General features: G+C 49.0%; 11 protein-coding genes. 1 reads left to right on the plus strand and 10 read right to left on the minus strand.

Annotated features, from left to right (window positions below; all coding sequences use genetic code 11):
- Positions 1-69: 69 nt before the first annotated feature.
- The 6 genes from ACR9Y8_RS10935 to hisG form a co-directional block, all read right to left on the minus strand.
- Positions 70-645, minus strand: coding sequence for an anthranilate synthase component II (locus tag ACR9Y8_RS10935; RefSeq protein WP_481213299.1), 576 nt, complete (start codon positions 643-645; stop codon positions 70-72).
- Positions 645-2054: an anthranilate synthase component I family protein gene (locus tag ACR9Y8_RS10940; RefSeq protein WP_481213300.1), complete on the minus strand. Its 1410-nt coding sequence runs from the start codon at positions 2052-2054 to the stop codon at positions 645-647. The genes ACR9Y8_RS10935 and ACR9Y8_RS10940 overlap by 1 nt, the downstream gene beginning before the upstream one ends.
- Before the next feature lie 236 nt (positions 2055-2290).
- Positions 2291-3427 carry a bifunctional histidinol-phosphatase/imidazoleglycerol-phosphate dehydratase HisB gene (hisB, locus tag ACR9Y8_RS10945; protein WP_481213301.1) on the minus strand — a complete coding sequence of 379 codons (1137 nt, stop codon included), beginning with the start codon at positions 3425-3427 and terminating at the stop codon, positions 2291-2293.
- 1 nt (position 3428) lies between these two features.
- On the minus strand, positions 3429-4487 hold the full coding sequence (gene hisC / locus ACR9Y8_RS10950) for a histidinol-phosphate transaminase (protein WP_481213302.1): 1059 nt from the start codon (positions 4485-4487) through the stop codon (positions 3429-3431).
- A 9-nt stretch (positions 4488-4496) separates the two neighbouring features.
- Positions 4497-5774 (minus strand): histidinol dehydrogenase, encoded by a 1278-nt coding sequence (hisD, locus tag ACR9Y8_RS10955; RefSeq protein WP_481213303.1) that lies wholly within the window; start codon positions 5772-5774, stop codon positions 4497-4499.
- 20 nt (positions 5775-5794) lie between these two features.
- Entirely contained in the window at positions 5795-6649 is an 855-nt protein-coding gene (gene hisG, locus ACR9Y8_RS10960; protein ID WP_481213304.1) for an ATP phosphoribosyltransferase, read from the minus strand.
- Between the two features lie 387 nt (positions 6650-7036).
- Here hisG and ACR9Y8_RS10965 point away from each other — a divergent pair, with 387 nt between their 5' ends.
- Complete coding sequence (locus ACR9Y8_RS10965; protein ID WP_481213305.1) at positions 7037-7405, plus strand: hypothetical protein; 369 nt, start codon at positions 7037-7039, stop codon at positions 7403-7405.
- A gap of 77 nt (positions 7406-7482) precedes the next feature.
- Here the strand turns inward: ACR9Y8_RS10965 and bglX are convergent, their stop codons facing one another.
- From bglX to ACR9Y8_RS10985, 4 genes are all read right to left on the minus strand, one after another.
- Positions 7483-9765, minus strand: a complete 2283-nt coding sequence (gene bglX / locus ACR9Y8_RS10970; protein WP_481213306.1) for a beta-glucosidase BglX — start codon at positions 9763-9765, stop codon at positions 7483-7485.
- Between the two features lie 112 nt (positions 9766-9877).
- Positions 9878-12322: an ABC transporter permease gene (locus tag ACR9Y8_RS10975; RefSeq protein WP_481213307.1), complete on the minus strand. Its 2445-nt coding sequence runs from the start codon at positions 12320-12322 to the stop codon at positions 9878-9880.
- Positions 12323-12489: 167 nt separating this feature from the next.
- Positions 12490-13665, minus strand: coding sequence for a PepSY-associated TM helix domain-containing protein (locus ACR9Y8_RS10980; protein WP_481213308.1), 1176 nt, complete (start codon positions 13663-13665; stop codon positions 12490-12492).
- Between the two features lie 47 nt (positions 13666-13712).
- Entirely contained in the window at positions 13713-16094 is a 2382-nt protein-coding gene (locus ACR9Y8_RS10985) for a TonB-dependent receptor domain-containing protein (RefSeq protein WP_481213309.1), read from the minus strand.
- Between the last annotated feature and the right edge of the window lie 150 nt (positions 16095-16244).

A 16244-nucleotide genomic window follows, 5' to 3' on the forward strand; every position in this document is an offset into this window, starting at 1 on the left:
CTATTAGCTGTTGGCTGTTAGCTATTAGCTGCAGCGGAGGGCTGGCAGCCAACGGCTAGTAGCTGGCGGCTACAAATTCAGCCAGTTCCTCAATATCTTTTCTCCATGGGGCGTGAGCACGCTTTCCGGGTGGAACTGCACTCCGCTTACGTCGTATTGCGCGTGCTGCAGGCCCATGATATAGCCGTGCTCATCGCGGGCGGTGATGGTGAGCTCAGCCGGCAGGCTTTGTTCTTCCACTACCCAGGAATGATAACGTCCTACTTCCAGCTCATCCGGCAGGTCTTTGAACAGGCGGCCTTCACGGGAAACGATGTTCACGGGAGTAGCTACACCGTGATATACATCTTTCAGGTTCACCAGGTTGGCGCCAAAGGCCTGTCCGATAGCCTGCTGGCCCAGGCAAACGCCAAAGATGGATTTAGTGGGTGCATACTGTTTAATAAGCGGCAGCAGCAGGCCTGCTTCCTCAGGAATACCGGGGCCCGGAGAAAGGATGATCTTATCGAAATCATTGATCTTTTCCAGCGGTATTTCGTCGTTGCGGTATACCGTCACTTTTCCGTTAATGATCTTTTCTACCAGGTGCACCAGGTTATAGGTAAAAGAATCGTAGTTATCAAACACCAGAATATTTGTCATCATCAGAGCTTTTGCGCCAGCAGTATGGCTTGTTTTAATGCATTGAGTTTATTATTCACCTCTTCCAGCTCGGAGGCGGCTACTGATTTGGCCACTACTCCCGCGCCTGCCTGGTAATACAATGTATTGGATTTGCTCAGCATGGAGCGGATCATAATGGCATGGTTGAAATCACCGTTAAAGCTTACAGCGCCGATACATCCGCCATAGAAGCCGCGGGCGGTAGGCTCATACTGGTCAATGATCTGCATGGCCCTGTATTTGGGTGCGCCGCTCAGGGTGCCTGCCGGAAAGGTGGCTGCCAGCAGCGAGAAGGGATTCATGTCGGGCTTAATCTGGCCCGTCACTTCACTCACCAGGTGGATCACGTGAGAATAGTACTGGATCTTGCGGTAAGACTCTACCTCTACATCAGCAGCGTGACGGCTCAGGTCATTACGGGCCAGGTCTACCAGCATCACGTGCTCGGCATTTTCCTTGGGATCCAGCAATAATTTATCGGCCAGCTGTTTGTCCTGCTCATCATCTCCTGTGCGGCGGAAAGTGCCTGCTATAGGGTGGATGGTAGCTTTCTTATTCTTTATCACTAATTGTGCTTCGGGAGAGGAGCCCATCAGCTTATAATCGCCGTAATCGAAGTAGAAGAGATAGGGGGAAGGATTGATAGATCGTAAGGCACGGTACACATTGAACTCGTCTCCTTTATACTGCTGGCGGAAGGCCCTGGAGAGCACTACCTGGAAGACGTCTCCGCGGAAGCAGTGTTGTTTGCCCTGTTCTACCATCTGCATGTAGTCTGCATCCGTCATATTGCTCTCTTCGTTGCCCATTGCGGTAAAGCTGTAGGTGGGTACATCCTTGTGCTTTATCAGCGATTCTATCAGCTCAAACTCACTGTCCAGTCCATCTACCTGGTGCTCGCAGAGATACAGTTCATCTTTGAAGTGGTTGATGGCGATCACATACTGGTAGAAGCGGTAGCGCATCAGGGGTATGGTGCTGCCATTCGGCTTTTGCTTGTTGAATTCAATGGTCTCAAAGAACTGTACCGCATCAAAGGTGGTGTAACCAAACAGGCTGCGTACCACCGGGAGGGGCGACTGGCCCGTAAAGTTGAAATTACTCAGAAACTGCTGCAGTTCATCCAGCACGCTCTGCTTACTTTTCAGCTGCTTACGCTCCACGGGGAGATTGGGGTACTTGAATTCGAAATTGCTGGTAGAGGTCACCTCGATGCCTGCGATGGGCTTCACACATATAAAGGAGAAGCTGTTTTCACTGGCGCGGTAATCTGTACTTTCCAGCAATACGGTGCCGGGGAACTTATCGCGCAGCCGGAGGTAAATGCCAACCGGGGTATATACATCCGCCAGCATCTGTTTGGATCTCGTTTTTACTTGAATGGTACGCATGTTGGTTTGAGCTTTTGGCTGTTAGCTATTCGCTTTTAGCAATGGACTTAAAAGAGAGAAGGCCCGCTGTGTAACAGCGAGCCTTCAGAATGAGTTTATTTCTTACGAAACATGGCACTGTAACACAGTATCAGGATATGATCTTGTGCCACCACCAATGTTTGTATGTCATGTTCTTATTCATTGCATCGCAAATATGGGTGGTTTTTTTAAGAAATGCAAATTTTTTTTAGAAGCTAAAGCACCCCCTTGGTACTTGGCAGCTGCAGATTCATGGGGTCCCGTCTCACGGCCATTTTGATGGCTTTGGCAAAAGCCTTGAAAATGGCTTCTATCTTATGATGTTCATTCTCTCCCTCCGCTTTAATGTTCAGGTTACACCTGGCGGCATCCGAAAACGATTTGAAGAAGTGGAAGAACATCTCGGTAGGCATCTCCCCTATCTTCTCGCGGTGGAATGCGGCGTCCCATACGATCCAGTTACGTCCACCGAAGTCGATGGCCACCTGAGCCAGGCAATCATCCATCGGCAGGCAGAAACCATAGCGCTCCATGCCTCTTTTATCTGCCAGTGCCTGAGCCATGGCCTCACCCAGGGCGATACCGGTATCTTCTATGGTATGATGTTCATCTATGTGCAGGTCGCCTTTGGCTTTGATGGTGAGATCGATGTTGCCGTGGCGGGCGATCTGCTCCAGCATATGATCAAAGAAACCCAGGCCGGTTTCGATCTGCGCCTGTCCTTTACCATCCAGGTTCAGGGAGATACTGATATCTGTTTCCTTGGTGGTGCGTGTATGCGTAACAGTGCGCAGGCCCAGTTTCAGGAACTCATATATTTTGGCCCAGTCGGTAGATTCGAGTGCGATCACCGGTTTGAGCGCATCTGCTGCATCGTTGATCTCGCCGCTACCCAAGCCGGTGCCTTCATTCATCCAGATCGCTTTGGCCCCCAGGTTCTTGGCCAGTTGTACGTCGGTGATGCGATCGCCTATTACAAAGGAGTTGGCCAGGTCATAATCTTCAGAAAAGTATTTTGTGAGCATGCCGGTGCCCGGTTTACGGGTAGGCGCATTCTCGTGGGGGAAGGTATGGTCTACGTGCACGGCGCTGAAGTTCACGCCTTCGTTTTCAAAAGCGCGTATGATCTGGTTTTGTACCAGCCAGAAATGCGCTTCGGGAAAGGATTCGGAGCCCAGGCCGTCCTGGTTGGTGACCATTACCAGCTCGTAGTCCATTTCTTTGGCTATCCTGGCCATGTAGGTGAATACTTTTGGATAGTATTCTATTTTCTCGAGGCTATCGATCTGGTAAGTGGGAGGTACTTCCTTGATAAGGGTACCGTCCCGGTCTATGAAGAGTACTCGTCGCATACTATACTTTCAAACTTTCGATGGTGGATAATGCATTGATCAGTGTTTCATTCTCTTCCGGTGTGCCTACTGTGATGCGCAGGCAGCCGGCGCAGAGCTCTACCTTGGAGCGGTCGCGTACTACGATGCCCTGGCCTACCAGGTACTGATAGATGCCTTTGGCGTCTGTGGTGCGGGCCAGTACGAAGTTGGCGTCACTGGGATATACCTTTGTTACCAGCGGCAGCTGTGCCAGCGCAGCAGAGAGCTTATCCCTTTCTATGACAGTTTCACGGATCCACTCATTTACCTGCTGAACATTCTCCAGCGCCTGCAGGGCGAGTTCCTGGGCGGCCTGGCTGATATTGTAAGGCGGCTTGATCTTGTTCATCACATGAATGATCTCTTCGCTGGCAAAGGCCATACCTACGCGCAATGCAGCCAGCCCCCATGCTTTGGAGAGCGTTTGCATCACCACCAGGTTGGGATACTCCGTCAGCTCCTGGATGAATGATTTCTGGCGGGCGAAGTTGATATATGCTTCATCTACTACCAGTATACCCTCGAAATTATTCAGCAGCATCTCAATGTCTTCCCGGTTAATGGAATTACCGGTGGGATTGTTGGGAGAGCAGATGTAGATCAGCTTTGTATGTTCGTCAATCGCCTGTTGCAGGGCAGGCATATCCAGCTGGAAATCTTCTGTAAGGCTTACGTTGCGGATCACCACATCATTGATATGTGCGCTTACTTCGTACATACCGTAGGTAGGCGGGCACAGGATCACATTGTCTACACCCGGGTTGCACAGGGCTCTGTACAACACATCTATCACTTCATCGCTGCCGTTGCCCAGGAAGATATGCTGGGGCGGCACACCTTTAATATCGGCCAGCTTGTATTTCACTTTCCACTGCATGGGATCGGGGTAGCGATTATACGCAGTGGGCAGCGGAGAGCCGAAGCTGTTCTCGTTGGCATCCAGGAAGATCTGTGCCGTTCCTTTGAATTCATCCCTGGCGGAAGAATAGGGCACCAGCTGCCTGATATTATTACGTAGTAATTTATTGAGATCGAACATACTGCTAATTTAATTATTCATTCTTATTGATACTGCTCTTTTGTGCGCTTCCAGTCCTTCTGCCGCGGCCATGGCTTCAATAGCGGGACCAATCTGCTGCAGGCCTTCACGGCTGAGGCGCTGGAAGGTGATCTTCTTGATGAAGCTATCTAAAGATACACCACTGTAAGCCCTTGCATAACCATTGGTGGGCAGGGTATGATTGGTGCCGGAGGCATAATCCCCCGCGCTTTCAGGGGAGTAGTTGCCCAGGAAAACGGAGCCTGCATTTACTACAGCGTCTGCAATCGTGATATCATCCTTGCAGGCAATGATCAGGTGCTCAGGTGCATAGGCATTCAGCAGTTCCATGGCGGTGGTCATGTCTTCAACCAATACCAGGCGGCTGTGCTGCAGGGCCTGCACTGCAATATCGCGACGGGGCAGCTGTTCCAGCTGCGCATTCACTTCGGCCTGTACGGCGCTGATCACGGAAGGAGCAGTGGTTACCAGCAGCACCTGGCTGTCGGGGCCATGCTCTGCCTGTGATAAAAGATCGGCTGCAACGAAGGCCGGTACACAGCTTTCGTCTGCCAGTACGGCCACTTCAGAGGGACCCGCAGGCATGTCGATGGCTACACCGTCTTTATTGATCAGCTGTTTGGCGCAGGTGACATATTGGTTACCCGGGCCAAAGATCTTGTATACTTTAGGTACAGTTTCCGTGCCATAGGCCATCGCGCCGATAGCCTGTACCCCCCCTATTTTAAATACCCTGTCTATCCCTACCTGGCGGGCAGCGAAGAGAATAGCCGGGTGTACCTGTCCGGCTGCGTTAGAAGGCGTGCACAGCACGATCTCTTTGCAACCGGCTATCATGGCGGGGATGCCCAGCATGAGGATGGTAGAGAACAAAGGCGCTGAGCCACCGGGGATGTATAAACCGACCTTTTCGATGGCTACAGACCTGCGCCAGCATTGCACACCGGGCATGGTCTCGATGATCTTGCCGGCTTCGTGTTGCGCACGGTGAAAGGTTTCGATGTTATGCTTAGCCTGGAGGATGGCTTGTTTAAGCGCCGGCTCCAGGGCAGCGGTAGCGTGGGCGAACTCGCTTTCTGTAACCTGGAGATCGCTCAGCTGTACTTTATCGAACTGCAGGGCGTATTTACGTACGGCTTTGTCGCCATCCTGTTTTATTTCGCGGAGGATTGCGCCCACATTGTTTTCCAATGCGGTGGTATCCATCACCGGGCGTTGCAGGAGGGCGGGCCAGGTAGATTTTTCGGGATGCTTGAATATTTGCATCGGTATATTATTAGTTAAGATCAGATCACCATTTTTTCGATGGGCACTACCAGGATGCCTTGTGCGCCGGCGGCTTTCAGGCTCTCGATGATATCCCAGAACTCGTTCTCATTGAGCACGGAGTGTACGGAGCTCCAGCCTTCTTCTGCCAGCGGCAGTACGGTGGGGCTTTTCATACCGGGCAGCAGGCGGATGATCTCCTGCAGGTTATCATTGGGTGCGTTCAGCAGGATGTACTTGTTGTTCTTGGCTTTCTTTACTGCCTGGATGCGGAACAAAAGCTTCTGCAGCAGTTGTTGTTGATCAGCGCTGAGGCCTTTATTGGCGATCAGGACGGCTTCTGATTTCAGGATCACTTCGGCTTCTTTCAGGCCGTTCATGAAGAGAGTGGAGCCGCTGCTTACCAGGTCGCAGATGGCATCAGCCAGGCCGATGCCGGGAGCTATTTCCACAGATCCACTGATCTCGTGGATCTCGGCTTCTATATTATTCTTTTTAAGGAACTGGTCTACGATCACCGGGTAGCTGGTGGCAATGCGGAGGCCTTTCAGGTTGCTGACACCTTCGTACTCCAGGGTTTTGGGAACCGCAACGGACAAACGGCATTTGCCAAAGCCCAGTTTTTCTACCACGTTTACCTGCTTGTTCTTTTCCAGGACAACGTTCTCTCCTACCATACCGAGATCGGCAACGCCGTCTTCAATGTACTGCGGGATATCGTCATCGCGGAGGAAGAAAACTTCCAGGGGGAAGTTGCTGGCTTCTGTCTTAAGCTTGTTGACCCCGTTGTTGACGTCTATGCCGCATTCTTTAAGCAGCTTCATAGAATCCTCGTGCAGGCGGCCGGATTTCTGGATGGCAATTTTCAGTTTCATCCGTGTATGTTTTAATTTATTGGTTCGTGATATGTTCCCGGTATGTCCAAAAACAACAAAGGCCTACCTTTGCAGGTAAGCCTTTGATGTTTAAATATGTTTCTTATACATAATATCATCCCAGCCTACCAGCGCGGTAAGAATGATGGTGATGATGGGTATGTACGTTGATAATCATAATGACGGGGCAAAAATAATAAGAAATGCGGAAAATCAAAATTAATTGGAGGTTAATAGTGTAGGTGCGGTTGGTGTACCCTGGTCATCAGCAGGCGATGAGAATATTTGTATCATGTTGAAATTCAATAAAATATGCGCTTAAAATTTTGGCTGAAATTAGAACAAAAATTACCTTTGATTTATTAATAACTCTTTAAACTACAAAGTATGTCTGAAAGAGAGATGTTATCATCCATTATTTCCCAATTGAATTCCTTTGAAAAGAGGTTTGATGCTATGGACGCAAGGTTTGATGCTATGGATGCCAGGTTTGATGCTATGGACGCAAGGTTTGACACCATGGAAAAACGATTCGAGGAGCGATTTGACAAAGTCGAAAAGCGCCTTGACGCCATTGAGAGGCGGGTGGACGCCATCGAAGGCCACCTCCACATTATCGATGGGCGGCTCTATGTCATCGATGCTCATCTGAGCAAAATTGCAATGGATTTAGACAAGATTGAAGTGTGGACTGGCTACAGAGCTGATCCCAATTTACCCGGGGTAAATGGGGAACAGTTAAAAACCACTGCTTGAACTTGTTTCATCTAACGCTAAAAAGGTCTTACCACAATGTGGTAAGACCTTTTTTCATGGTTATGTAATAATAGGTGCTATTGCACCAATGTAAAATCAACCCCCTCCGCATCCCTGCTGTTCGTTCCTACAAACACGGTAAACTCCCCTGGCTCATAAGTCCATTTCATGTCCTTATCATAGAACTTAAGATCATCCATGGTGATGGTAAAAGAAACAGTCCTGCTTTCTCCTTTCTTCAGGCTGATCTTTTGGAAGCCTTTCAGCTCCTTTACGGGGCGGGTAACACTGGCGGTTTTATCTCTTATATATAGCTGTACTACTTCTTCTCCATCATAGTTACCCGTATTGCTTACTTCCACGCTTACGCGCAGCTGTTCGGAAGGTTTCAGCTGCTGCTTATCCAATTGTGGAGCACTGTAGCTGAACTTCGTATAACTGAGGCCGTAACCAAAGGGATATAAAGGCTCATTGGATACATCCAGGTATTTGCTGGTGTATTTATTATTCGGATCCAGCGGACGGCCCGTGCTGCGGTGATTATAATAGATAGGCACTTGTCCTACATTACGGGGGAAGGTCATAGTGATCTTACCGGAAGGATTGTAGTCGCCGAACAGCACATCCGCAATCGCGTTACCAGCTGTTGTGCCCAGGAACCAGGTTTCCAGTATAGCCGGAATATTCGCATCTTCCCATTCCAGTGTAAGCGGGCGGCCATTCATCAATACCAGGACGATAGGTTTACCGGTAGCCTGTACAGCTTTCAACAATTGCTGCTGGTTTTCCGGTATACTGATGTTGGAGCGGCTGGCGGCTTCGCCTGTCATGCCCTGCGATTCACCGAGGATCATGATCACTACGTCTGCCTGTTGGGCCAATGCTACCGCATCGGTGAGCATCTGTGCGGCGTTGGCGGTGTCCTGGGCTTCAATACGGGCTTTTTGATATGCCTTTTTCAATAGGCCGGTGTCACTGGTGATATAGGCGCCGGGCGCGTGCAGCACTTTAACGCCATTGCCTACCTTGTTTTGGATACCTTGTAAAAGGGTCACTGCTTTGGAAGCATCGCCGGCGGCAGACCAGTTACCGATCATATCCCGCTGGCTATTGGCCAGTGGGCCGATCAGGGCGATGGTGCCTTGTTTCTTGAGCGGCAGCAGCTGTGTTTCATTCTTCAGCAGTACAATAGAACGTTGTGCGATCTCGCGGGCAGCCTGCAGGTTTTCAGCGCTCATGATCTCGCGTTTTGCCCGTACGGTATCGCAGTAACGGAAGGGATCCTGGAACAGGCCCAGGTCATATTTAGCAGCCAAGACACGGTATACGGCGCTGTCTATCTGGCGTTGGGTGACCTTTTTCTGTTGCAGTAGTCTTTTAAGCTGACTTGCATAAATCCCGGCCTGCATATCCATATCCACCCCGGCATTGAGGGCCAGTCCGCCGGCTTCGAATTCATCTTTAGCCACACTATGATTGATCATTTCAGTGATAGCAGTGTAATCGGTTACTACAAAACCTTTGAAGCCCCATTCCTTGCGTAGCAGTTCTGTAAGCAGCCATTTATTACCGGTGGCGGGGATGCCGTCAATATCATTGAAGGAGGTCATTACAGTCGCAACACCGGCGTCTACTGCGGCCTTATAAGGAGGCAGGTAGTCCTGGTACATCCGACGGCGGCTCATGTCTACGGTATTATAATCGCGACCGGCTTCTATGGCGCCATATAAAGCAAAGTGTTTTACGCAGGCCAGCACCGTGTTCGTGGCGGCAAGGTCTGAACCCTGGTAGCCTTTTACTTTGGCTTTGGCTACCTGTGTGCCATACCAGGTATCCTCCCCTACTCCTTCTGCTACTCGGCCCCAGCGGGGATCGCGGGCAATATCCACCATTGGGGAGTAGGTCCAGTGGAGGCCATCGGCGCTGGCTTCCTGCGCAGCGATGCGGGCGCTTTTTTCCAGGAGGGCCATATCCCAGGTACAGGCTTCACCGAGAGGGATGGGGAAGATGGTTTTATGCCCGTGGATAACGTCGTAGCCAAAAAGCAGTGGGATCTTAAGCCGGGTCTTCACGGCCATCTCCTGCAGCTGGCGCGTGTATTGCGGAGTGTAGGCGTTAAAGATAGCGCCGCACAGACCGGATTCGATGTCTTTCTTATAACCCGGTTTCATAAAGGGACCGGTGACATCCATATCGCTGGTAAGCAGGTTCAGCTGGCCGATCTTTTCGTCTAGTGTCATCCTGGCCATAAGGTTGCTGATGAATTGCTTTTTCTGCGAGGGGCGTTGTTGCGCCTGTGTTGGCGTAATATTGATTATAACGGAGGCGAGTAATGTCGCACCGATCAGTTTCCCTATCATCCGAATCATGTTTGTCTTTTTCTGCGGCCGCATAGGATTCCGCTGAGGGGCTTCAGGCAAGTTGCTCCATCTCATGACGTGTTAAATTTAGAGCGTAAAGGTACGGAGATATTCACTCCGTCCTTAAACTCTTTATCGGGTTGGCGATCGCTGCTTTTACGGCCTGGAAGCTGATGGTAAAAAGCGCGATCAGCAAAGCGAGTAAGGCAACTCCCACAAACACCCACCATTGAATGTCGATATGGTACGCGAAATGCTGTAACCATTGCCCCATTCCCCACCATGCAAGCGGAGCAGCTACCAGGGCGGCGATCATTACCAGCTGGAGAAATTCCTTTGAAAGGAGCGCTACTACATGACTTACGGAAGCGCCCAGCACTTTACGGATGCCTATTTCCTTGATCTTTTGTTCTGCGGTGAAGAGTGCCAGTCCGTAAAGGCCCAGGCAGGAAATGAATATAGCGATAATGGTGAAAGTAGTGATGAGAGAGCCGGTGCGGCGTTCCACATCATAGTTCTGCTGGAACTGTTTGTCTAAAAAGTAGTATTCGAAAGGTTCATCAACATTCAGCTTCTTCCAGGTAGCAGCGAGCGATTGCAGGGCACTTTGCATTTGTTTGGTATTTACCTGCACCATGAGGTAGTTATAGCTTCCCTGCTGCATTTCAAAGCTGTAAGCCTTGATAGGCTCTTTCAGGCCTTCGAAGTGAAAGTTTTTCGTTACACCAATGACCTCATAGGTGTACGGCTTCCCCTGCCAGTCGAATAGCAATCTTTTGCCGATAGCTTCCTGGGGTGTGAAGCCAAGGTCTTTTGCAGCTTTTTCATTAAGCACCAGTTTAGTGAAGCCACTGGTATCATCCACAAAACCGTTTGAAAAGAAGCGGCCTGCCAGTAAGGGTATCTGCATAGTAGCCGCATAGTCATAATCTACCCAGTTGGACTTAACATTCACGGCATCGTGCATGGTTTTCCCCGGAAGGTAGAAGGCTTTGTCAGACACTACGGCTGTACCAGGATAAGTATCTGTACCGGACGCCTGTGCGACGAAGCTGTTTTTCTTTACTTCGGTCTTGAAGGTGTAATACATTTTCTTGGCCTCCTCTGTACGAAGCGGGATGATGATCTGTTGCGTTTGTTTAAAGCCAAGGTCCTCGTGCCGCATGTAATTCATCTGCTGCAGGATGATAACAGACGCCAGGATCAATCCTATTGCGATAGCGAACTGGAATATGACGAGGCCTTTGCGGATGAAAAGAGCGGAGAAGCTGTTTTTCATTTTTCCTTTTAACACCTGTACAGGTCTGAACGCGGAGAGATAGAAAGCAGGATAGCTACCAGCCAGCAGTCCGGCGATCAATGCCAGGACAATAAAGGCCGTTATATACAGGGGCCTGGTGATCACATTATAGGTGACCTGGTTGCCGCTAAGATGATTGAATAGGGGCAGCAAAATAAGCAGCAAACCAACCGCCAGCAGCAATGCCACGAAGCTGGCAAGTACAGATTCACTGATAAATTGTTTTATTAAAGAGTTATTACCTGCGCCAACGGCCTTGCGAATGCCCACTTCTACTGCGCGTTTACTGCTGCGGGCAGTGGACAAGTTCATGAAATTAATACAGGCAATAGCGAGAATAAATATAGCAATAAGGATCAGGATATAGACGTAGGTAATGCTGCCATTACGAGAGAACTCCGCTTCCAGGGCAGAGCGCAGGTGTATATCTGTAACACGCTGGAGAAAATGTTTTTTAAAGAAGCCGGCGGTTTCGAGATTTTTGCTTTCGTATTTTTTAACGAAGGCAGGGAATTTCGACTCAAGCACTTCTTTGTAGGCGCCTGGTTTTAATTTTATGTAGGTGTAGAACACGTTATTGACAGCGAAGTCGGTCCATGTGCTGGCGTATTGACCGAAGGCGCCGCTTTTCATAGACATAAAGAATCTGCCATCGATATGAGATTTGCCTATTTCGGTGAAGACGCCGGTGATACGGAAATCAATATTGCCGTTGGAGTTCTTGATGCGGATAACTTTGTCGAGCGCAGAGTTATTGTTAAATAATTTTTGAGCAATTTCTTTGGAGATGACAACGGTATTAGGCTCTTGCAAGGCGATGGCAGGATCGCCTTCGGTGAAATGGTAGGAAAAGATATCGAAGAAGTCAGCATCGGCGAGGTAGCCCTTGCTTTCATAAAAAGAGGTGACGAGTTGGCCGCCGTTGAAATATTGAACCAGGCTTTTATCGTCGTTATAGGGGACGAACATCCTGGCGGTTTTATCTACTTCGGGGAATTCCAGTTTCAGAGCAGCCGCCAGCGGTGCAGGAGAAACAACGTTAGGGATCTCTTTATCCTGGTCTATGACAACAGTGGCAACGCGGTAGATGTCTTTTACGTTATTATGGTGGCGATCGTAGCTGAATTGATCGAGGACGTAGATCAGGATGAACATGCAGCAGGCAAGCCCAATGGCGAGGCCGGAGATGTTGATGAGGGAGAAGAGTTTGTTGCGGAAGAGGTTCCGCCAGGCGGTGATGAAGAAGTTCTTAAGCATAGAGGTGGCTTGATAGGGAAGGAGGAGCAAAGGGTGTGCGGGAATAGGGAACGAGGTGGGTCAGGGGGATATGGATGAGGGATTTTTTAATATGTTCGGTTTTGGAGAGAGGGGTGTTCGGAAACGGACGGGGACGAAAAGCCCACGTAAACCATGTCTACGCGGCCCTACACCACCGCCACCTTCTTTACGCCCACCGGCTTCCTCTTCTCCGTCTTATGCCTCCTCCCCCACCAAATATAAAACCCTGTCACCGGCAAGCTCGCCGCCACTAAACTCCCAAAAAACACCATGATCTTTCCTGCCAATCCCAATATCTGCCCCACATGCGTATCATAATTCAACCTCGCCACTTTATCCGCCATAGACGCCTCCGCAAATTTCCCATAGGAATGTTTAACAGGAATATCCTTCAACGTATACTGATCAAAATATCTGATATCCATCTTCCAGTAAGTATCAATATCCGGGTTCGCCACACCTGCCACCGCCGCCGTATCATTCTCCGGTATATGCACTTCTATCATTTCCGCAGCCGGATATTCCCGCTGCATAATGCTATAGATCTTATCCTCTACAGGCGCATCCGTCAATGCTGCCGTTGCTTTCCCTGCCTTATCGGACATCGGCTCATAATAAGCCACCAGGCTGCTCTTCCCCCCAGAACTCATCCAATACACCGATTTCGCAAACCACTGAAACGTCCATACCAAACCTGTAACAACAATAAAGATCATCACCCACGTAATATAGAATCCCATCACATTATGCAGATCATAATTGATCCTTCTCCATTTAGCATTCCATTTAACAGAAAACCGTTGCTTCCGTGCGGCCTTATTCCTCGGCCACCAGAGCACCAAACCGGAGATCAGCATCACCAGGAAGATCAAGGTGGCGGTACCTACGATCGGCTGACCAATCTGCATTGGCAACCATAAATAAAGATGTCCCAGCAAAACAACCCGGAAGAAATCCTTATTCATATCCTTCACCTTTAGCACCTGTCCATCATAAGGGTTTATATACACCGCATAATAATACTCCGGAGCTAAGCCAAAGAATGCCACTTCCGCCGCCCTATCCTTCTTATAATAACTAACACTATGCACCGCTTTACCGGGCAATGCCTTCTCCGCCAAAGCTTTTAGCTCAGAAGGTGTCAGCATTGCACGCTGCTCATTCTTTATATCCCGGAAAGAAAGCGTCACACTTTCTATCTCACGTTGAAATGCCAGTATACAGCCCGTCAGTCCGAGGAATAAAACCAATAGCCCGGAACTAAGTCCGAGCCAAAGGTGAATTTTTCCTATCCAGTATTTTACGTTCTTTTCTTTTGTCATATTGGGTTAGCTATTCGCATTATATAGGTTCGTCTTTCCTTCGTTGCCTAAAACTTAAACGCCAGACTGGCTGCAAAGCTCCTTAATTTCTGCGGATTTACCGTAGTATAACCGATCCAGTACTTTTCATTGCCCAGGTTATCCATTTTTGCAGATACCCTGAACTTCGGCTGATCATAGAACACAGAAGCATTCAGCACGGTGTAGGAAGGCAGTGTAAATACGCCGATTGTAGCTTCGTTGATGATCTTGTTGTCAGCAGCGTAGTTGCCACCAAATCCAAATCCAAGACCTCTCAGGTTACCTGTTGGTATACGGTAGCTCAACCAGAGGTTTGCTACGTAAGGAGCGCCGGCTGTACCAGGACGACGGCCTTCTACATTCTTATCTGCAGCCCTCTCATACTTGGAATCGTTGTAAGCAAAGCCTGCTACTACGCTCATACCGCGGAAAGGATTCGCGATAATGTCCACATCAATACCCTTGCTGTACTGGGTACCATCCTGTACAGATACGTTCGGTATATTCGAAGGACGTAAGATGTCTTTCACACGAATATCATAATAGCTAAGAGTGCTCGTCAGCTTGCCTTCAAACAGGTCCAGTTTCACACCGGCTTCCCATTGATTGGCATTTTCAGGTTTGTAGGTAACCGGTCTGCCTGTATTGGGATCTACCCCGGGTGCTTTATTGGTGAACCCGTTCTGATAATTGGCAAACAGCGCTACGGCATCTTTGACAGGTTGATAAACAACACCCACTTTGGGCGACAGCTTCGTCTGGTTGTAGGCGCCGCTTGCTTTCCCGGTAGTGGCATCAAAAGCGCCATTGTAAACAAAATGATCTACACGTAAAGCGCCCAGAACCATCAGATTATCCGTAATGTTCAATACGTCAGATGCATAGGCGCTGTAAGTGTTGGTAGTGAATATAGATGGATAGATGAAAGAATTGCCTTTCTCGAGGTACAGTTTCTCCAGGTTGGTTTTGTTAAAGTCGCGGTAATTAGCGATCGTATCCAGGCTAACATCGATAGTGTCCAGCGTATTACCCCCAAAGAACTGATCAGAGTTATGATAGAAGAAATCAAGGCCTGCTGTCAAACGGTTCCGCAGACTACCAATCTGGAAATCGCCGATAAAGTTCTGCTGGATCTCTATTACCTGGTCTTTACTGTTGTCGGTATACTGATCATTACGGGAGATCATATTGTTAGGCAGCAAATAGAAGTACGGTGAAGGACCATCAGAAAAACTGTTGGTCACCGTAAAATTGGTCTGTGAAGTCCAGTTGTTGGGGATCTTATAATTCATCTGCCCAAAGAAGTTGATATTCCTGGCAGTCTGGTAGACATCATCATTCACATAAGAACGCTTATAGTCCACCTTCAGTTGATCTGCACGATCATAACCCAGCTGCGCCATGGTCTGGCCGTAAGGGAAGAAATATACATTCAGCCCTGTATTGTTTCCCTGAGCAAATTCTGCATCAAACAAAAAGGACAACTTATCATTGACCTTGTAAGACAAGCTCGGCGCAAATACAAAGTTCCTTGCCCACCCGTTATCCTGCCAGCTTCCTTCATAAGAATAAGCGGAGTTCACGCGTAACAGCACATTATGTTCCTTGTCCAGTGGAGCATTTACATCTGCGCCCATGCGATAAAGACCATAACTTCCTGCAGTAAAGTTCACCTCACCGCCGAAGGCGTCATAAGGCTTTTTAGTTACCCGGTTGATCAAACCGCCATAGCTGGTCAACACATTGCCAAACAAAGTAGCGGAAGGGCCTTTCAGCACTTCTATCTTTTCCAGGTTGGCCACATCGATCCTGCTGGACACGTTACCGGCCACCCCATTGCGCAACTGACTCTGCACAATAAAACCACGGAGGTTGTAATAACTACCGCCATCACCGCTACGCCCGGTGGCATCCCACATTTTGGTAAGGCCGGGAACATTCCTCACAGCGTCATCGGCAGTCAATACTACCTGCTCATTCATTAATTCCTTAGATATAGTTGAGTAGGTCTGCGCATTCTCCAGGTTCTTCAACGTCATTTTATTCGCATAATCACTGGCAGACGATGTCAATCTCCGCTGCCCGGAGATCACCACCTCCTGTAACTGCTTGTCATTCAACTGCAATTCAAAAGACACATTGGCAGTCTGACCAGCCTGTGTAGTCACCTGCTTCTCTACCGGCTCAAATCCAACCAAAGTGATATGCAGCGTATAAGTGCCTGGAACCAGCCTCCGAATGCTGAATTCGCCGTTCTCATCCGTAACAGCTCCCTTGGTCGTTCCTGGTATCTGTACCGTTACATACGGCGCCGGTTTACCGTCAGCCGTGGTTACCTTTCCTTTAATGTGAGAGAATTGATCTTCCTCCTCATTGGCCAACACAATAGTGGCCAGCCCTAAAAACATGCAAAAAAACAATAATAACGTTCGTCTCATGGTTATCCCCATCCTGGTAAAGCATTTAGTTTTCACGCCGCAAAATTCCAACTCGTACGGCTATTTGGTTTACGCAATCGGGAAAAGATTTTGCGATATCCGAAAAAATGCCCCGTTAAC

The sequence above is a fragment of the Chitinophaga sp. SVR4-12A genome, from assembly GCF_056754765.1.

Coding starts and splice junctions, on each gene's coding strand:
- ACR9Y8_RS10935 (WP_481213299.1), bottom strand. CDS start 645: ATGATGACAAATATTCTGGTGTTTGATAACTACGATTCTTTTACCTAT.
- ACR9Y8_RS10940 (WP_481213300.1), bottom strand. CDS start 2,054: ATGCGTACCATTCAAGTAAAAACGAGATCCAAACAGATGCTGGCGGAT.
- hisB (WP_481213301.1), bottom strand. CDS start 3,427: ATGCGACGAGTACTCTTCATAGACCGGGACGGTACCCTTATCAAGGAA.
- hisC (WP_481213302.1), bottom strand. CDS start 4,487: ATGTTCGATCTCAATAAATTACTACGTAATAATATCAGGCAGCTGGTG.
- hisD (WP_481213303.1), bottom strand. CDS start 5,774: ATGCAAATATTCAAGCATCCCGAAAAATCTACCTGGCCCGCCCTCCTG.
- hisG (WP_481213304.1), bottom strand. CDS start 6,649: ATGAAACTGAAAATTGCCATCCAGAAATCCGGCCGCCTGCACGAGGAT.
- ACR9Y8_RS10965 (WP_481213305.1), top strand. CDS start 7,037: ATGTCTGAAAGAGAGATGTTATCATCCATTATTTCCCAATTGAATTCC.
- bglX (WP_481213306.1), bottom strand. CDS start 9,765: ATGATAGGGAAACTGATCGGTGCGACATTACTCGCCTCCGTTATAATC.
- ACR9Y8_RS10975 (WP_481213307.1), bottom strand. CDS start 12,322: ATGCTTAAGAACTTCTTCATCACCGCCTGGCGGAACCTCTTCCGCAAC.
- ACR9Y8_RS10980 (WP_481213308.1), bottom strand. CDS start 13,665: ATGACAAAAGAAAAGAACGTAAAATACTGGATAGGAAAAATTCACCTT.
- ACR9Y8_RS10985 (WP_481213309.1), bottom strand. CDS start 16,094: ATGTTTTTAGGGCTGGCCACTATTGTGTTGGCCAATGAGGAGGAAGAT.